Annotated in this window: 11 protein-coding genes; 8 read left to right on the top strand and 3 right to left on the bottom strand. The window is 63.6% G+C overall.

Annotated features, from left to right (window positions below):
- Window positions 1–5 precede the first annotated feature (5 nt).
- The gene (locus LIX93_RS10615) at window positions 6–1,676 is read left to right on the top strand and encodes a bifunctional diguanylate cyclase/phosphodiesterase (RefSeq protein WP_226503998.1); all 1,671 of its coding nucleotides are present in this window, start codon (window positions 6–8) and stop codon (window positions 1,674–1,676) included.
- On the opposite strand, the gene LIX93_RS10620 is transcribed toward LIX93_RS10615, so the two are convergent.
- On the bottom strand, window positions 1,594–3,036 hold the full coding sequence (locus LIX93_RS10620) for a NorM family multidrug efflux MATE transporter (protein ID WP_226503999.1): 1,443 nt from the start codon (window positions 3,034–3,036) through the stop codon (window positions 1,594–1,596). The two genes, LIX93_RS10615 and LIX93_RS10620, sit on opposite strands and share 83 nt — an antisense overlap.
- Window positions 3,037–3,186: 150 nt before the next feature.
- On the opposite strand from LIX93_RS10620, the gene LIX93_RS10625 reads away from it, so the two are divergent.
- Window positions 3,187–4,107 carry a LysR substrate-binding domain-containing protein gene (locus LIX93_RS10625; RefSeq protein ID WP_226504000.1) on the top strand — a complete coding sequence of 307 codons (921 nt, stop codon included), beginning with the start codon at window positions 3,187–3,189 and terminating at the stop codon, window positions 4,105–4,107.
- 162 nt (window positions 4,108–4,269) lie between these two features.
- On the top strand, window positions 4,270–6,258 hold the full coding sequence (locus LIX93_RS10630) for a methyl-accepting chemotaxis protein (protein WP_226504001.1): 1,989 nt from the start codon (window positions 4,270–4,272) through the stop codon (window positions 6,256–6,258).
- Between the two features lie 92 nt (window positions 6,259–6,350).
- On the opposite strand, the gene LIX93_RS10635 is transcribed toward LIX93_RS10630, so the two are convergent.
- Window positions 6,351–7,769, bottom strand: a complete 1,419-nt coding sequence (locus LIX93_RS10635) for a VOC family protein (protein ID WP_226504002.1) — start codon at window positions 7,767–7,769, stop codon at window positions 6,351–6,353.
- A 259-nt stretch (window positions 7,770–8,028) separates the two neighbouring features.
- Between LIX93_RS10635 and LIX93_RS10640 the strand changes: the two genes are divergently transcribed.
- The 4 genes from LIX93_RS10640 to LIX93_RS29710 all read left to right on the top strand — a co-directional run bounded on the left by LIX93_RS10640 (window position 8,029) and on the right by LIX93_RS29710 (window position 15,656).
- Complete coding sequence (locus LIX93_RS10640) at window positions 8,029–9,522, top strand: aldehyde dehydrogenase family protein (protein ID WP_275948749.1); 1,494 nt, start codon at window positions 8,029–8,031, stop codon at window positions 9,520–9,522.
- Window positions 9,523–9,672: 150 nt separating this feature from the next.
- Window positions 9,673–10,959 carry an FAD-binding oxidoreductase gene (locus LIX93_RS10645; protein ID WP_226504003.1) on the top strand — a complete coding sequence of 429 codons (1,287 nt, stop codon included), beginning with the start codon at window positions 9,673–9,675 and terminating at the stop codon, window positions 10,957–10,959.
- 212 nt (window positions 10,960–11,171) lie between these two features.
- Window positions 11,172–12,038: a class I SAM-dependent methyltransferase gene (locus LIX93_RS10650; protein WP_226504004.1), complete on the top strand. Its 867-nt coding sequence runs from the start codon at window positions 11,172–11,174 to the stop codon at window positions 12,036–12,038.
- Window positions 12,039–12,134: 96 nt separating this feature from the next.
- A complete protein-coding gene (locus LIX93_RS29710) occupies window positions 12,135–15,656 on the top strand; it encodes a glycosyltransferase (RefSeq protein ID WP_226504005.1) in 3,522 nt (1,173 codons plus the stop codon).
- 11 nt (window positions 15,657–15,667) lie between these two features.
- Here the strand turns inward: LIX93_RS29710 and LIX93_RS10660 are convergent, their stop codons facing one another.
- Window positions 15,668–17,161: a YifB family Mg chelatase-like AAA ATPase gene (locus tag LIX93_RS10660; protein WP_226504006.1), complete on the bottom strand. Its 1,494-nt coding sequence runs from the start codon at window positions 17,159–17,161 to the stop codon at window positions 15,668–15,670.
- A 414-nt stretch (window positions 17,162–17,575) separates the two neighbouring features.
- On the opposite strand from LIX93_RS10660, the gene LIX93_RS10665 reads away from it, so the two are divergent.
- Window positions 17,576–18,316: a DUF2135 domain-containing protein gene (locus LIX93_RS10665; protein ID WP_226504007.1), complete on the top strand. Its 741-nt coding sequence runs from the start codon at window positions 17,576–17,578 to the stop codon at window positions 18,314–18,316.

Raw genomic sequence — 18,316 nt, forward strand, 5'->3', positions numbered from 1 at the left:
TCTGCTTGTCTACGCCCGTCGAAACCGTGCGCCTGTTGCTCCTGGCTGATCAAGCCGTATGGACGGTAGCTGTGCAGGAGTCCCTCGCACCGTTGGGCGATGGCTATGCGCTGGTTTCGGCAGCGAGCTGGGAGGCGGTCGGCGCCTTGTTCGATGGCGACCCTCACGCGATCCTGCTGACGACCGCACAGTTGCAGCCCGGCCCCGGCCAATGCGTGCTGCCCCAGGTGCTGCTGCTGGAGGCCGAGCCGGATACCGCGCCGTTGGGCGTCAGTGACTGGCTGGTCCGTGGCCAGATGGGCCCCGACACGCTGCGCCGTTGCCTGCGCCATGTGCGCGAGCGCGGCGCGTTGGAAAGCACCTTGCAGCGTCTGGCCGAACAGGACCCTTTGACGGGTATCGCCAACCGCCAGGGTTTCCAGACGCTGCTGGCGGCGCGCCTGGTAATCAACGAGGGCCGTGGCATCGCCCTTGGCCATTTCGACCTCGACAACTTTCGCTCGGCCAACGACGCCCTTGGCCATCAGGCCGGCGATCGGCTGATCCTCCAAGTGGTGGCGCGCCTCAAGGGTGAGCTCGAGCCCGGCGATCAACTGTCCCGCCTGGGCAGCGACGAGTTCGCCCTGCTGATCGATACTCGCCGCGATCCCCAGCGCGCCGAAGTCTTGGCCGAGCGGATTGTCGAGGCCATGTCCGAACCCTACTGGATCGATGGCGAGAGCCTGCTGATCGGCTGCAGCCTGGGCATCGCCCACGCCCGCGCCAAGGCGGGCGCCGACCCGTTGATGTGGCATGCGCATATCGCCATGCAGCAGGCGAAGAACATCCAGGGCTGCACCTTTCATGTCTTCAACGAACGCATCAATCGCCACGCCCGTAGCCTCGCCGACCTCGAAAGCGAACTGCGCCGCGCCCTGCGCCGTGACGAGCTGGAGCTGCACTACCAACCTCGGCTGAACCTGCACAGCGGCGAAATCGTCGGCGTCGAGGCCCTGGTGCGCTGGCGGCACACCGAGCGCGGGCTACTGCCGCCCAGTGAATTCGTGCCGCTGGCCGAGCAGAGCGGTTTGATCGTGCCTTTGGGCTACTGGGTCATCTCCCGCGCCCTGCGCGATATGCAGGACCTGCGCGAGCGCGGCATGGCGCCGCTGCACATGGCGGTCAACCTGTCGTTCCGCCAGTTTCAGGACAGCCAGTTGCTCGTCACCCTCGGGCGCTTGATCAGCGAGCGCGGCATCGATGCCAGCTGGCTGGAATTCGAACTGACCGAAACCGCTGTGATGCGCCGCAACGATCAGGTCAAGCAGACCATGGATGCCCTGGGCAAGCTGGGCGTGCGCTTTTCGCTGGACGATTTCGGCACCGGATTCTCTTCATTCGTGCATCTCAACAGCCTGCCGATCGCCTTGTTGAAGATCGACAAGAGCTTCGTCGCTGGCATGGAGACGCGCGAAGAGAACCGCCAACTGGTGCACGCCATGATCCATCTGGCCCACAACCTCAACCTGCAAGTGGTGGCCGAAGGTGTCGAAACCGCAGAGCAGCTCACGCTGCTGCGCGGTTTCGGCTGCGATCAGGTGCAGGGTTACCTGATCAGTAAGGCGCTGCCTCTGGACGCTTTTGCCGAGTTTCTGCAACGGGGCTCGGCGCAGCAGTGGGCGCTGGGGCAAGGTTGACCGTGGTCCGCTTGATCAGTCGGCGCATTTTCCATTCAAAAACGCTGGTGAGAATGATCGCCGAACAGCCCAGGCCCATCGCCAGCCCCCACCAGATGCCTTCAGGCCCCCACCCGGCATGGAACGCCAGCAGCCAGGCGGCGGGCGCACCGATTACCCAGTAGCAGAACAACCCCACCACGAAGGTCGTGCGTGCATCCTTGAGGCCCCGGATCGCGCCCATGGCGATGGTCTGCACGCCATCGAACAGTTCGAACCACGCGGCCACCGCCAGCAGGCTCAAGGCGACCTGGACCACCGGCTGGAAGGCCGGATCCTGCTCGTTGAGCATCAGCCCGATGACCGCATTCGGTGCCAGCCAGAACAATACCGAAAACCCCAGCATCGCCAGCCCGCCGACGCCGATGCCCAAGCGCCCGGCCAGGCGCGCGTTGGCCAGTTGGTCGGCACCATAATGGCGGCCGATCCGCAGCGTGACCGCGTAGGACATGCCGGCCGGCACCATGAACGCCACCGAGACGATCTGCAGGGCGATCTGATGTGCCGCCAGCGGCACGCTGCCGAGCAACCCCATGCACAGCGCGGCGAAGGCGAACACGCCGACTTCCACTGCATAGGTGCCGCCGATCGGCAGGCCCAGGCGCCACAGCTCGCGGATCGCGGCCACGGACGGGCGCAGTAGCCCCTGCCGGATCGGATAGCTGGCGTAGGCCCGGTGCCGGCCGATGTGCAGGGCCAGCAGAATGGCCATGCCGGTGCTGACGATGGCGGTCACCAGGCCGATACCAGTCAGGCCCAGCTTGGGCAAGCCGAACATCCCTTCGATCAGGGCGTGCTTGAGCCCGTAGTTGACCACCGTACCCCCTATGCTGATGATCATTACCGGTCCGGGCCGGCCGACGGCGCTGGTGAACCCGCGCAACGCCATAAAGCTCAGGTTGCCGGGCATGGCCAGCGGTAGCAGCAGTAGAAACTGACCGGCGAAGGCCACGTTGACGGGCGATTGGCCCAGCAGCAACAGGACCGGGCCGAGGTTCCACAGCAACACCGCGCCCAGCACCGCCAGCAGCCAGGCCAGCCACAAGCCGGCCTGAGTGAGTTTCGCCGCGCCCAGATGATCACCGGCGCCATGGCGCATGGACACCAGCGTCCCGACCGCCGCCATCACGCCGATACAGAAAATCGACACGAACGAATAGCTCGCCGCGCCCAGGCCGCCGCCGGCCAACGCCTCGGGGCTCAAGCGCGCCATCATCAGGGTGTCGGTCAGCAGCATCAGCATGTGCGCCAACTGCGAGGCGATCAGCGGCCCTGCCAGACGCAGCAAGGCTTTGAGTTCGACGCGAAGGGGCGAGGTCATGGCGGGTCACGATAGAGGCAGGGGCAAGGCTGCCTATTGTCGCGCTTGCTAGGCCGCGACACAAAAGGATAAAAAAGATATGTGGCATGAGTAATACTCATGTCTCGGTGTTCCGCGGTTTTGCGCGTCGCCTATTTCGGGAGGTCCTTCATGAACCGTCGTCTGCCGCCTCTCTATGCCTTGCGGGCTTTCGAAGCCGCCGCTCGCCACAGCTCCTTCACCCGTGCGGCGGATGAGTTATCGATCACCCAAAGCGCGGTCAGCCGGCATATTCGCACCCTTGAAAGCCACTTCGGCTGTCGTCTGTTCGTGCGCAGTGGCCGCGCCTTGCAGCTCAGCGAGTCGGCGCGGCTGCTGTTGCCCGGCGTGCGCGAGGGCTTTGCGGCGCTGGAGCGCGCCTGCCACACCCTGCAGGCCGAGGACGATGTGCTGCGCATGAAAGCCCCCTCGACCTTGACCATGCGCTGGCTGTTGGCGCGCCTGAGCCGCTTTCGTCACGTGCAGGCCGGCAACGAGGTGCAACTGACCAGCGCCTGGATGGAAATCGACCATGTCGACTTCAATCAGGAGCCCTTCGATTGCGCGGTGTTGCTGTCCAACGGCAACTTCCCGGCAGAGTGGGAGGCAGCCCACCTGTTTGCCGAGCTGTTGATTCCGGTGGGCTCGCCGGCGTTGATCAATGACGCGCCGTGGGATTCCGAGCGCCTGGCCAGTACCGAGTTGCTGCACCCCACGCCCGACCGCCGTGACTGGCGTAGCTGGCTGCAACGCATGGGCCTGACCGAGCAGGTGTCGATCCGTGGCGGGCAGGCGTTCGACACCCTGGAGTTGGGCATGATCGCCGCCGCGCGGGGCTATGGCGTGGCCATCGGTGATTTGTTGATGGTGGCCGAGGACGTGGCCCAGCAGCGCCTGAGCCTGCCGTGGCCCACGGCGGTGGCCAGTGGCGAAGACTATTATCTGGTCTGGCCGAAGACGCGTCCGGGTGGCGAGCGGCTGCGGCGCTTGAGCGAGTTCCTGCAGGCCGAGGTGGCGGCGATGCGTTTACCCGACGTGGAAATCCTCCGCTGATGGGGGCGCGTCAAATAACCGGGTGATGGACTCAAGTATCTTGCGGTCGCGCCGATGCTTAAAGCACAGAACCTCGCGACGAAAGGTTCGCTTGCGTGTTCAAAAAACAGCTATGCCGCGCGGTAGTCCGATCTGTGATCGAGCTGGCGGCCAGGAGTTTCTATGTCTCAACCTCGTGCCCGAATTGCCACGCAACTCGGGGTCACTCTTGCCGTCATTCTGGTGGTGGTCATCAGCGCCAGTACCCTGTTCGCGTTGCGTTCATTGGACACCGCCAACCTGCACACCCGCGAGGCGCACATGTCCAGCGAGGCGCGGTTGCTTGCCGACCAGTTGCTGACCTTCCATTCGACCTTGCGCGACAGCACCCAGCGCCTCAGCGGCTTGTTCGAGTCGCGCTTCAAGCGCGGCCTGACGCTCGACGCCACGCAGTCGGTAACCGTGGGCAGTGTGCAGACCCCGAGCCTGAGCCTGGGCGACGGCGAGGTGCTCAACAACGATTTCCGCGAGGTTGACGATTTCCGCACGATGACCGCCGGCGTGGCCACGGTGTTCGTGCGCAGCGGCAGCGATTTCATCCGCATCAGCACCTCGCTGACCAAGCAGGACGGCAGCCGCGCCATCGGCACGCTGCTCGACCATGCCCACCCGGCCTACGCGCTGTTGATGGCAGGCCAGAGCTATGTGGGCCGCGCGGTGCTGTTCGACCGCTCCTACATGACCCAGTACACCCCGGTGCGCGACGCCAGCGGCCAGGTGATCGCCGTCTTGTTCGTGGGCTTCGATTACACCGATGCGCAAAAGGCTCAATTCGACAACCTCAAGCAATTCCGCCTCGGCAAGACCGGCTCCCTGGCGCTGCTCGACGAAAAGGGCAAATGGCTGGTGCCACCGGCTGGCGTCAAGGACACCGACAAGGCCGCCACGGCCTTGGCCGAATTGGCCAAACGCCCTGGTGTCGCCGACGTGTGGAGCGACAGCGGTGATGACTTCTACTCCGTGGCCATGCCCTTCAGCGGCGGCCCCTGGAGCGTGATCGCCACCATGCCGGAAGAGGAGCTGCGCGCCGTGACCTGGGACGTGGGCGTGCAGTTGATCATCGGTAGTCTGCTGACCACTTTGATTGCTGTGGCGGCGACCATCTGGCTGCTGCGGCGCAAGCTCAAGCCCCTGAGCGACCTGGTGATCCAGGCCGAGGCCATGGGCGCGGGCGACCTGAGCGTACGCATGACCCTCGCCAGCCACGACGAGATCGGCCAGTTGGCGCGCAGCTTCAACCAGATGGGCGATGCGCTGGGCAATACTGTCACGCACATTCGCGATGCCGCGCAGCAGGTCAGTGGCCGCGCGCAGGTGTTGTCGGGCTTGTCCAGCGGTGCCTATGAAGGGATGGAGCAGCAGTCCGGCGAGATCACCAGCATGGCGGGGGCGGTGGAGGAGTTCAGCGCTACTTCCCTGAATATCGCCGACAACATGGGCAATACCGAGCGTATGGCCCGAGAGAATACCGAGCAGACGCGTATCGGCCGGGCTTCGATGACCGAGGCGTCGTCCTCCTTGGAGCAGATTGCCAAGGCCCTGAGCGGCACGGCGACGGTGATCAACACCTTGGGCCAGCGCTCACAGGAAATCGGCGGCATCGTCGGGGTGATCACGTCGATCGCCGAGCAGACCAACCTGTTGGCGCTCAACGCGGCCATCGAGGCGGCGCGGGCCGGCGAGCAAGGTCGCGGTTTTGCGGTGGTGGCCGACGAGGTGCGCAGCCTGGCTTCGCGCACGCGGCAGGCCACGGACGAGATTTCCAGCATGATCGGCAGCATCCAGCAGGAAACCAGCAACGCCATCCAGACCATGGAGCAGGGCAATCGCTTGATGGAAGAGGGCCTGACGCGCAACGCCAAGGTGGCCGACGCGTTGGCGCACATCGATGAGCAAAGCCGCTCGGCGGGGCATCAGTTCGCGGCGATTTCCACCGCGACCCAGGAGCAGAGCAGTACCGCGACTTTGTTGAGCAGCAATCTGCAGAGCATTGCCATGGCCAACAGCGAGCAGCGCGAGGTGGTGTCGCATCTGGCGGACACGGCGCGGGAGCTGGAAGGGTTGGCGGCAGAGTTGCGCCAAGAGGTGGATCGGTTTCGGGTTGATCGTTGATCTGCGTTCAATCAGTGATGTCCGAGGTTTAGCCGCGAGCCCCTTCGTTGCCGAAGGGGCTTGCGCGTTTGGCGGCGAAGAGGCCGTTTGCATCACCTCAAGGCTTGTAGCTCGACGCCCAGTTCACGTGCACACTGCTCAATCGACCGCTGCTCAGTCTCGGCATACAGCCCCAATTCATCGATCACCTTCGCCCCCAGCGCCCGTTCGAAATCGGCCTGGTTGGACTGCGTCCCATAATCGGCCTGTGCGTGATCTCCCAGATTCGACTGGAAGATCCCGGCCGCACTGACCGGCAGGAAATCCTCATACACCAGCGGTTCGAAGCGCACATGGCCCGCTTCGACCAGGCTCTGCAAATCCCCCTTGTGGGAGCGGGTTTTGCCCGCGAAAGCGCCGGCCTCGCGCCCTTCGTCGGTCACGAAATAACGAAAGAACGCCAACCCCTGCTCGCGCATCTGCATCAGGTCATCGGGAAACTCGCTGAACTGCTCGCCCAGCAGCGCCATGTACTCATGGGCATTGCCCTCGGCCGGGAACCCCGCCAGCGCCTGTCGTGAGGCATTCAGCAACCGGTCATACAGCGCGCGGCCCTTGGCGGTCAGCGCCGCGCCACGTTGCTCGATCTCGCCGAAGCGGGCGGTGTGGCTGCCCATCGCGCCCTCGTGCTGATCGGTGAACGCGACGTGCTCCTGCAACGCCTTGAAACTGGTCTGACGCAGCAGTATCGGGTGGCGGCGCGTCGGCGGGCCTTCGATCACCGCCTTGGGCGCGATACCTTTGCCCGGCATGCCGGCCTGGACTTGATCGATATCCAGAGTGCGTGGTGTCAGGTGATTGATATGCGGACCCTTGAACGCCACCACGTCGGCGATCAGACGGTGTTCGTCGTGCAGTGCCTGGTATTCGGTCGCACTGACCGTGGCTTCACGGTGCCAGCGAAACGTCTCCAGCGCCTGTTCGACGAAAGTTTCGCCATCTGCCGGCGAGAGACCGCCCTCCCGCTCGAACTGCTCGATCAGGCTCAAGGCCAAGGGTGTGAAGATCTGCCGCTGGTCGAGGATCGTCTGGGCACGTTGACGAAGCGCCGGGTTGTCGATCAGTTCCAGGCGCAGCAAAGAGGTAAAAACCCGGAATGGGCTGGTTTGCAGGGCGTGTTCGTGCACCGCCCGAAACGCCGTCGAATGCACCGGCACGCCGGCCGAGGTCAGGTCGTAATAGCCCACCGGCTGCATCCCCAGCACTGCAAACAGGCGGCGGATAGTCGCTAGCTCATAGGCGCTTCCGAGGCGGATGGCCCCGTGGCGCTCCATGTCCAGGCGCTCGATCTCGCCGGTGCGATGCAAGGATGCCGCGACAGCGGGTTGCTCGGCCAGGACCTTGCTATTGACCTCGCCAACCAGCGCCAGCAGATCGCCGTACAACGGCACTTCCTGTTTATACATGTCGGACATGGCGCGCGAGAATCGGCCGCGCAGGGTATCCGGGCTGACGAAGGCAGGGGTAGACATGAGGCGCTCCACTCGAGGCGTGTTCAGACGCTTATGTAACCGATTCGACGGGCTGTCGCGCAAGCGAAATAAACTCCGGCCGTCATTCCATAAAGTCGGGAACCTGCTGGACGCACCGTAGTGATAGATCATTTCGATGGGGTCATTCCGTGGCGGAATAATAAACGGAAGATTGCTCGCTTGTGAGTCGCCGTGCGCCGAGCCGATACTCCCGCTATCTTGGAACCTTCCCGTTAAGCCGATTTGCAGGAGACAGCACATGATTGATGGATTGCTCGAGAGCCTGGGCGTTGCCCACAGTGCCTTCAAGGGCGGCAACCACGCCGTGCATACGCCCATCGACGGTAGCCAGATCGGCGCAGTGACCCTCGAGACCAAAGCCCAGGTGCAGAGCAAGATCGACACCGCCGCCAATGCCTTCCAGCAATGGCGCAACGTGCCGGCCCCACGTCGTGGCGAGCTGGTGCGCCTGTTTGGCGAAGTGCTGCGGGCGCACAAGGCGCAACTGGGCGAACTGGTGTCCATCGAGGCCGGCAAGATCACCCAGGAAGGCCTGGGCGAAGTGCAGGAGATGATCGACATCTGCGACTTCGCTGTCGGTCTGTCGCGCCAGCTCTACGGCTTGACCATCGCCTCCGAGCGCCCTGGCCACCATATGCGTGAAACCTGGCACCCGCTGGGTGTGGTCGGTGTCATCAGTGCGTTCAACTTCCCGGTGGCCGTCTGGTCGTGGAACACCGCGCTGGCGCTGGTGGCCGGCAACACTGTGCTGTGGAAACCGTCGGAAAAAACCCCGCTGACCGCCCTGGCATGCCAGGCGCTGTTCGAAAAAGCCCTCAAGGCCTTTGGCAGTGATGCCCCGGCCGGTCTCTGCCAGCTGATCATCGGCGACCGTGACGCAGGTGAGGCGCTGGTGGACGATCCGCGCGTGCCATTGGTGAGCGCCACCGGCAGTACCCGCATGGGCCGTGAAGTCGGCCCGCGCGTGGCGGCACGTTTCGGGCGCAGCATCCTCGAACTGGGCGGCAACAACGCGATGATCCTCGCGCCGAGTGCCGATCTCGATCTGGCCGTGCGCGGCATTCTGTTCTCGGCCGTGGGCACGGCCGGCCAGCGCTGCACCTCCTTGCGCCGTGTCATCGTGCATGCCTCGATCAAGGATGAAGTACTGGCGCGGGTCAAGGCAGCCTACGGCAAAGTGCGCATCGGTGATCCGCGCGAGAACAATCTGGTCGGGCCGCTGATCGACAAGGCCGCGTACCAGGCCATGCAGGACGCGCTGGCTCAGGCCCGTAATGAGGGCGGCAGCGTGTTCGGAGGCGAGCGACAGTTGCAGGACCAATACCCGAACGGTTACTACGTGACGCCGGCGATTGTCGAGATGCCGGCTCAGAGCGCCGTGGTGCGCCACGAGACGTTTGCGCCGATCCTGTATGTGTTGAGCTATGACGATTTCGATGAGGCGCTGCGCCTGAACAACGAAGTGCCGCAGGGTCTGTCGTCGTGCATTTTCACCACCGACCTGCGCGAAGCCGAGCGTTTCCAGAGCGCTTCGGGCAGTGACTGCGGGATCGCCAACGTCAATATCGGCACCAGCGGCGCAGAAATCGGCGGTGCCTTCGGTGGCGAGAAGGAGACCGGCGGCGGTCGCGAGTCCGGCTCGGATGCCTGGAAGGCCTACATGCGCCGCCAGACCAATACCGTGAACTATTCACGTGAACTGCCGCTGGCGCAGGGTATTGTTTTTGACTGATAGAGCGACTTGAGACAGTAGCGATCTCTGGGCCGCCTTCGCGGGCAAGCCATGCTGCCACAGCCGCAGGACGTTGCATCTGTGTGGCAGCAAGGCTTGCCCGCGAAGGGGCCGGTACTGACAGTACACATCCCCTATTCGAGCCCAGCCATGACAAAACTGCGTCAAGAGTGTCTGTGGGAGCACATCACGCCAGCGGTCTCGGCCGCCGTGGTGCTCAGCGGCGAAACCCGCGCCGACGTGTGCATCATCGGCGCGGGTATCACCGGTTTGTGTGCCGCCCTGCATCTGCTGGAAAACGGCAAATCGGTGGTCCTGGTCGAAGCCCATGAAGTCGGCCATGGTGGTTCCGGGCGCAATGTCGGGCTGGTCAATGCCGGTACCTGGGTCGCGCCTGATGATGTCGATACCGTGCTGGGCCATCAGCATGGCGAGCGCCTGAACCAGGTGTTGGGCGGCGCGCCCGCAGAAGTCTTCGCCCAGATCAAACGCTACGGCATCGACTGCCAGGCGCATAACCAAGGCACCCTGCACATGGCCCACAACAGCAAGGGCGTGGCGGACCTGCAATCGCGGCATGCCCAGTGGTCCCGGCGCGGCGCCAATCTGGAGCTGCTGACCGGCGCCCGCTGCGAAGAGTATTGCGGCACCGACAAGGTCGAGGCGGCGCTGCTCGACCATCGTGCCGGCACCATCAACCCGATGGCCTACAGCCGCGGCCTGGCGGCGGCGGTCGAGCGCCTGGGCGGGCGAATTTTCAGCCGCAGCGCCGTGCAGCAGTTGCAACGCGAAGGCTTCGGCTGGCGAGTCGTCACGCCCGCTGGCCAGGTGGTGGCCGACAAGGTGATCATCTCCACGGGTGCCTATACCGAAGGCGAGTGGACCGACCTCCAACGCAGCTTCTTCCGTGGCTACTACTGCCAAGTCGCCTCGGTGCCGCTCAGTGGCGCCGCGGCCGATACCGTGTTGCCCCATGGCCAAGGCTCGTGGGACACGCGCACCGTGCTCAGCAGCATCCGCCGGGATGACCAGGGGCGCCTGTTGCTGGGCAGCCTGGGCCGGCTCGACAACAAACCGGCGGCCTTCATCCGCAGTTGGGCCGACCGCATCCAGCGCCATTACTTCCCGCAGCTGGGCAAGGTCGAGTGGGAGATGCACTGGACCGGCTGCATCGACTTCACCCCCGATCACCTCATGCGCCTGTTCGAACCCGCCGCCGGGCTGGTGTCGGTGAGTGGCTACAACGGCCGTGGCAACACCACGGGTACCGTGCTGGGCAGGGCATTGGCGCAGTTTCTGCTCAATGACGATCCAGCGGATTTGCCCATGCCGTTTTCGGCCAACAAGCCCGTCCGGGCTGCCAGCCTGCGGACCTTGATGTACGAGACAGGCTTCTCGCTCTATCACGCCGGGCAGTGTTTGCGGGTCGTGTTGTAAGTCGCCCCTTGCGGCGCCGGGTGACGCGCCGCCGTCACCCGCATTCCCTGAATCACGGGTCCATATCGGCGAAAAGTCCGTGGTATGGATATTGCTTCTGCCCCTTCATAACCGTGCCGAGCAGCAGCATTCGCCGACTTATTGGCGTGTTTCCGGCCCTTCTGTTTGACCGTCTTGCAAGCAAGACTCTTCATGGTTTCGAGGTTCGATTGATGGCCAAGGATCGCATTGCTCGGCAGTGTATCTGCTGCACCAGCGCTGAACTCGATCGCTCGCCGGCGGTGTTGATGCCCTTCGTGGCCAAGCGCGTCTTCGGCCACGAGCCGGTGCAAATCACCGAAGAGTGGGGCTTGCGAGACCTTCAGCCAGGTATGGCCTATACCTTGTGTGCCTCGTTGCAATGTCAGGAATGTGGCGTCTTGTTCCTTGATTATCGTTTTTCGGATGCCGAGATGATGAGCCTTTATCAAGGCTATAGGGATGAGCGTTACAACCGCGAGCGGCAACGATTCGAGCCGGGTTATGCCTCCACAGTCGAGCATTACGAAGGTCGCGCCAGCTATATTGCTGATGTCGAGCGTTGGCTCGAGCCGCGTCTGCCTGCCAATCCTGCCGTGCTGGACTGGGGCGGTGACAGCGGCATCAATACGCCGCTGCTGGGCCGCAGCCGCCTGACCCATGTCTATGACATTTCTACGGTGGCGCCGTTGCCTGGGGTCGAGGCTGTGGATCTGGAGACGATCAAGCGCCATCATTACGATCTGATTACCTGCAGTCAGGTGCTGGAGCATGTGCCCTATCCTCTGGACCTTCTCGCCCAGATCGCCGAATCGCTGCACGAAGACACCCTGGTGTACCTCGAGGTCCCCTATGAGGCCTTGATCCGTAACGACCCCGACAGCAAGCAGTTGGCCAGCCTCAAGCGGCACTGGCACGAACATATCAATTTCTATACCGAGCAGTCGCTGCGTGAGCTCGTCAGCCAGGCGGGGCTGCAGGTGCAGGAGTTCATGCACCTGGATGTCAACCTCGGCTGGCGCAACGGCACCTTGCTCGGGCTGCTGGCCAAGCGTGCATGACTGCGTCGCAGCGTTCGCCCGGTGCCTGCGCGCTGAATATGCCCGCCGTTGCCTGAGCCCGTTGCGGCTCCCATCTTGGTTTTCAGGAGTGTCTTTGTGACGCGTTCTTTGTATGGCCCCCGGCCCAATCCCTATTACGTCTATGCGATGGATTACCGACGTAACTCCGCCGGTATCCGAGTGCTTCACGCGCTGTGCGATGCACTGCTCAAGTCGGGATTCGAGGCGTATGTATTTGGCAACGTATTGAATCCAGCGTTGATGACGCCGCGCTTGACCGAAGAGGTCATCACTCGCCATCGCGAATACGGGCTCGAGCCCATCGTGGTGTATCCCGAGGTGGTCGGCAGCAATCCGCTGGCGGGTAATGTCGTGGTCAGGTACCTGCTTAATTGGCCGGGCTTTCTGACCGTTCATGGGGCGACGGGATACGGCCGCGACGACATTCTCTACTCCTACACCAAGGATTTGCTGATGCCGGGTGAACCGGAAGATCAGACCTTGTTCATGCCGCCGTTCGACCTGAGCGTGTTTCGACCGTCCGACGACCCCGGCAAACGTATTGCGGGCAAGATCTGTTACTACCAGGGGAGAGCCAGGCAGGTACCCATCGACCAGGCGCTGTTGGCGCCGGACTCGGTTGAAATCACCACCACGTATCCAGCGTCCTGGGAAGCGATGGCTGACCTGTTCCAGACCTGCGAATACTTCTATTGCACCGAGTCTTCGGCGTTGACCGGCGAAGCGGCGCTGTGCGGTTGCTTGAGTGTGATATTGCCGAACGAGTGGGTGCCCAGCCTCATCGGCCAGAGCGAAACCCAGGGGCTCGGCCTCGCCTGGGGGCTGGCGCCCGAGCAACTGCAGTGGGCTCGCGATACCTTGCCGTTGTTCCGCGAGCGGATGCTGCAGCAGGAGGCCGAGTTCTGGAAGTCGCTGGACGCCTTTATCGAGGTGACTCAGCAGGCCTCGCGGGACTATCAGGCGCGGCCCAGAATCGACGAGGTCAGCCGCTGGCTGGCGCCGCGGGTCCTGAGTGCGCAGCAGCAGGCACAGGTGAACGCCCGTATCGAGCAGTATCCCGTGCCTTCGCTGCAATGGCTGATCATCGACAGCGAAGGCGCGGCCCAGCCGCTGCAGCGCAGTGTCGACAGCATCAACGCTTTGCTCGGCGTGATTGATACCGATATCCGCATTCACCTGTTGAGCATCGAGCCCGGGAGCGTGCTGCCGCAAGCCAACCTGCTGGCGCAGCACCTCGCGGCGGATGCGGGGGTCGAGCAAGTGAATGAGGTGCTGATGGCCTCGTCGGCGCAGTGGTTCATGTTGCTACAGGCAGGCGACGAGCTCACCGTCGGCGGTTTCGTGGCGATGGCGCTGGAGCTGGCGGGCACCGGTGATCGCCGTGCGCTGTACACCGACGAGGTGATGCGCATGGAGGATGGCAGCAAGGGCCTGCTGCTTCGTCCTGACCTGAATCTCGACCTGTTGCTCAGCTGCCCGGCGAGCATGGCGCGCCACTGGCTGTTCCACCGCGAAACGTGGCAGGCAATGGGCGGCTTCGACCAACAGTTCGCCCAGGCTTTCGAGCTCGAATACATTTTGCGCCTGATCGAGACGCGCGGCTTCGAGGGCCTGGGGCATGTCAGCGAGCCGTTGCTGGTCGGCGATGTGCTCAGTCTGCACGATCAACCGCAAGTGCGCGCAGTCATCGAGCGTCACCTGCATACCCGTGGCTTCGAGCGGGCGACGGTGGCCTCCAGCAGGCCGGGTTGCTACGAACTCGATTTCGCGCATAGCGCCACTCCGATGGTCAGCATCGTGATCCTCGTGGACGGGCAGTTGGCCAAGGTGCAGCGCTGTACCGACAGCCTGCTCGAAAATACGCCCTACGCTCACTATGAATTGCTGCTGCTGGATCGCGCCAACCAAGACCCGCAAGTTGCAGGCTGGCTCAGTGGCATCGAGCAGCTCGGCATCGCCCATCTGCGCGTGCTCAGGTACGCAGCCGAGGCTCCCCAGGCGCTGCTCAATCACGCCGCCAGCCAAGCGCGCGGCGAGTTTTTGGTATTCCTCGATTGCACCACCGGTGTGCTGCATAAGGATTGGCTGCAGCAGTTGCTCAATCATGGCCAACGACCCGAGGTCGGCTGCGTGGGGCCGATGCTGATCGGCGGCGACGGCAAGATCAGTCGGGCCGGCCTAGTGCTGGGGCTGGGCGGAGCGGTTGGCGCGCCGGGCCAGGGCATGGCGGCGGATTCGGTCGGCTACATGCAGCGCCTGCAGGTCGACCAGAACTTCTCGGCGCTCAGTGGCCAGTGCCTGATGGTCCGTCAGGAGCACTTCATCGCTGTGGGCGGCTTCGATGAGCAGCTGCATCCCTGGTCCAACGTCGACCTGTGCTTGAAGATCCAGCAAGCCGGGTATCTGAATGTGTGGACGCCGCGGGTCAAGTTGCTGCTCAGCGGCCAAGAAGCCGAGAAGCCCAGCGCGGAGCAGACCGACAGGCTGTATGAACGCTGGCTACCGGTGCTGGCCCGTGATCCGGCCTATAACCGCCATTTTTCGCTGATCGCCGACGCTGCGTTCAAACCGGCTGAAAGTGTGCTGTCGTGGCGTCCTCTGGCGGCCTGGAAGCCCGTGCCAACGGTGCTGGTGCACCCCGTGGAAAAACTGGCGTGCGGCTGGCAACGCATCATCGCGCCGCTGGACGCCATGCGCGCCGCCGGTTCGGTTGAAGGGGTACATGCGCCGCGGGTGCTGTCGGCGGTCGAACTGGAACGCTTCGATCCAGACGTGATCGTGCTTCAGCACCAGCTGACCTTGCAGAGTCTGGTCGACATGCAACGGATGAAGCGGTTTTCCCGAGCATTCAAAGTATACGACCTGGATGCCTATTTGCCCGACCAGCCAGCGTTCGCGCGGCTGCGCCAGCCACCCGAGCAGGTGGTCGAGATGATGGGCCAGGCGTTTGCCTGCATGGATCGGGTGGTGGTATCGAACCCGGTGCTGGCGCAGGTATTCGAGGGCTTCAATCCGGACATCCGCATCCTGCCGACGCGCCTCGACCCGCTGCGCTGGGCCGGCCTGAGCAGTGCCCGGCGCTGTTCGGTCAAGCCACGCATCGGCTGGGTCGGCGGTATCCCCCAGGCGGGTGACCTGCGCGTCATCAGCGAGGCGATCAAGGCGCTGGCCGATGAAGTGGAGTGGGTGGTGCTCGGCTCTTGCCCGGACGACCTGCGGCCGTATATGCACGAAGTACGCAAGGGCGTGCCACTGGCGTCCTATCCCACAGCCTTGGCCTCGTTGAACCTGGATCTCGCGGTGGTACCGCTGGAGGCGAACTTGATCAACCGCTGCAGCAGCCACCAGCGCCTGCTGGAATACGCCATGTGCGGCGTGCCGGTGATCTGCAGCGACCTGGAGCCCTTCCAGGGTGACTTGCCGGTTACCCGCGTGAAGAATGTTCATGAGGACTGGATGCGCTACCTGCGGGCCTATTTGAGCGACCTGGACTCGGTGGCGCTGCTCGGCGATGCGTTCCGCGCCCAGGTGCAGCGCGACTGGATGCTGGACGAGGCGAGCGTCGCAGCCTGGCGGTCGGTGTGGTTGCCTGACTGACGGGCGGCGGCTCATTGCGTCGCCGGCCGATACTGCAGCGCCTCGGCGATATGGCTGCGCTGTATGTGTTCCACCTGTTGCAGATCCGCCAGAGTACGCGCGACTTTCAATAGCCGGTGGGCCGAGCGCAGCGACAAGGTCAAGCGTTCGCAGGCTGTTTCCAGCCATTGCTCGTCGGCCTTGCTCAGCGGGCAGTGTTCGCGCAAGCCGGGCAGGTCGAGAAAGGCGTTCGCGCAGCCTTGTCGCAGATTTTGCCGGTCTCGCGCCTCGGCTACCTGCTGCGCGGCATTGGCGCTGTCGTCTCCTGCGGTCGGTTGATGGGCGAGGGCGGTGGCCTCGCGCGCGACGGTGAGGTGCAGGTCGATACGATCAAGCAGTGGGCCGGAGAGTTTGTTGCGGTAGCGCTGGATCTGGTCGGCGCTGCACTGGCAACGGCCTGTCGATTCGCCCAGATAGCCGCAGGGGCACGGGTTCATCGCTGCCACCAGTTGGAAACGCGCCGGGAAGCGAATCCGGTCGCGAGCGCGGGCGATGACGATTTCGCCGCTTTCCAGCGGTTCGCGCAGCACTTCCAATACTTTTCGATCGAACTCCGGTAGCTCGTCCAGAAACAGCACGCCATGGTGCGCCAGGGTGATTTCGCCGGGCTGCGGACGACTGCCACCGCCCACCAGCGCCGCTCCCGAGGCGGAGTGGTGGGGGTGGCGAAACGGCCGCTGCGGCCAGTGCTTGAGCGGCACATGGCTGGCCACCGACTGAATCGCCGCCACCTCCAATGCCTCGCGCTCATCCAGCGGCGGCAGCAGGCCGGGCAAGCGGCTGGCGAGCAAGGTCTTGCCGGTGCCCGGAGGACCGCTGAACAACAGGTTGTGCGCGCCCGCTGCTGCGATCAGCAGGGCGCGCTTGGCAGCGAATTGCCCCTGCACCTCGCTCAAGTCCGGATAGGGCTTGTTGACCAGCAGCAAACCATTGGCCTGAAACGGCCCGATCGGCGCCTTGCCATTGAAGTGCGCCACGAGGCCCTGCAGGGTATCGGCGGCGAGCACTACCAGACCGCTGGCCAGCGCTGCCTCCTCGGCGTTCTCCCGTGGCACTACCAGCGCTCGCCCGGCATCGCGTGCTGCCAAGGCCGCCGGCAACACACCCTGTACCGGCCGCACGGCGCCCGACAACGCCAGCTCGCCCAGGCACTCGACGTCCCGCAAGGCGGCGATCGGCAATTGCCCGCTTCCAGCCAGAATGCCCAAGGCGATGGCCAGATCGAAGCGGCCGCCATCCTTGGGCAGATCCGCCGGGGCCAGATTCAAGGTGATGCGCCGCGCGGGGAATTCCAGCCCGGAGTTAAGGATGGCGCTGCGTACCCGGTCCTTGCTCTCTTTGACCGAGGCTTCCGGCAGGCCGACCAGCGTCAGTGCGGGCAGGCCGTTGGCAAGGTGCGCTTCAACCGTGACGACCGGCGCGCCGACGCCAACCTGGGCGCGGCTATGGACGATGGCGAGGGACATGGTGTTGCTCCGTGCAGTGCTGGGTGACCGCTTCCTGCGGTGATGGGCAACAGGTTAGTGGGGTTTTTGCGCGAAGGGATGTGAGCTTTGATGCGGGGTGTTTCCATTGCACAGGTGCATCGTTTTGGCGAAATGAGTAAACGCAGAGCCTATGGGTAACATTTCAACTATCTATCTTGTTACCCGCTTGTGCTTGGCCCATACTTTGTCGCCGATATTTAGTGTGTTGATTCCGTATTCGCCGGGCTTCTTAAACCCCGCACTTACGCAAGAACAACACCTGGCTCCCGGCGCAATTACTTCGCAGCGCGCACTATTTTTCGCGAACTACCTCTCGTTTTTAATGGATTCTCAATGCCAAGGATTTATGGTGTTTTATTATCAGTGCTCATACTCCTGTGGCTGCCAACCAGCATGGCAGAGCCTTCGGCGCAATTATCCGAGCCCGTTGGCGGCTGGCGCTACAACGGCCTGCTCGACCGCAGCGAGAATCCGCAAGTCGCCTATCCCACGCCGCCGATCGACCGCGGCATCCAGCGCAACCGCACAATGATCGAGGGCGCGATCAAGGCCGCAGGCACTCAACGCGGTCCGCATACCCTGGCCGTCAACGGCAATCCGCTCAATCTGTACACCGATGAACAAGGCCGTTTTGTCCGCCCCTATGCGTTCGGCGCGGGCTCCAACAGCGTTGAAGTGCGCAGTGCCGAGGGCAGGTCGCTCAAGCGTGTGCAATTCTATGAAGCCAACAACCTGCGCACGCCGGTACGTATCCGCGTGGTATTAGGATGGGATGATCCGAAAGCCGAACTGGATATGCACATCATCACGCCCGACGGCCAGCATGCATTTTTCGCCCACACGGCGTTGACCAACGGCGGCGGCCTGGACCCGGACGGTGTCGATGGCCCCGGGCCAGAGATGTTCACCATGACGGCGCCGCTGCATGGCACTTATCTGGTCTACGTCAACTATTGGGGTAATTACGGCGCCGAAGGTTACAACTTCGACGAAGGCAGTAACCAGAACGAAGTCATTACCGCGAACATCAATCTGGTGCTCAACGAAAATACCGTCGATGAAAAGCGCGAGACATTCATCGTGCCCATGCGGGCCATCGGTGACCTGATGCTGGTCAAGACTTTCAACTATTAA

Source organism: Pseudomonas sp. MWU16-30317 (assembly GCF_020515695.1).
GTDB lineage: Bacteria > Pseudomonadota > Gammaproteobacteria > Pseudomonadales > Pseudomonadaceae > Aquipseudomonas.

Excerpts from the sequence above, each read along its gene's own strand:
- LIX93_RS10620 (WP_226503999.1), bottom strand. The coding sequence starts at position 3,036 with ATGACCTCGCCCCTTCGCGTCGAACTCAAAGCCTTGCTGCGTCTGGCA.
- LIX93_RS10625 (WP_226504000.1), top strand. The coding sequence starts at position 3,187 with ATGAACCGTCGTCTGCCGCCTCTCTATGCCTTGCGGGCTTTCGAAGCC.
- LIX93_RS10630 (WP_226504001.1), top strand. The coding sequence starts at position 4,270 with ATGTCTCAACCTCGTGCCCGAATTGCCACGCAACTCGGGGTCACTCTT.
- LIX93_RS10635 (WP_226504002.1), bottom strand. The coding sequence starts at position 7,769 with ATGTCTACCCCTGCCTTCGTCAGCCCGGATACCCTGCGCGGCCGATTC.
- LIX93_RS10640 (WP_275948749.1), top strand. The coding sequence starts at position 8,029 with ATGATTGATGGATTGCTCGAGAGCCTGGGCGTTGCCCACAGTGCCTTC.
- LIX93_RS10645 (WP_226504003.1), top strand. The coding sequence starts at position 9,673 with ATGACAAAACTGCGTCAAGAGTGTCTGTGGGAGCACATCACGCCAGCG.
- LIX93_RS10650 (WP_226504004.1), top strand. The coding sequence starts at position 11,172 with ATGGCCAAGGATCGCATTGCTCGGCAGTGTATCTGCTGCACCAGCGCT.
- LIX93_RS10660 (WP_226504006.1), bottom strand. The coding sequence starts at position 17,161 with ATGTCCCTCGCCATCGTCCATAGCCGCGCCCAGGTTGGCGTCGGCGCG.
- LIX93_RS10665 (WP_226504007.1), top strand. The coding sequence starts at position 17,576 with ATGGCAGAGCCTTCGGCGCAATTATCCGAGCCCGTTGGCGGCTGGCGC.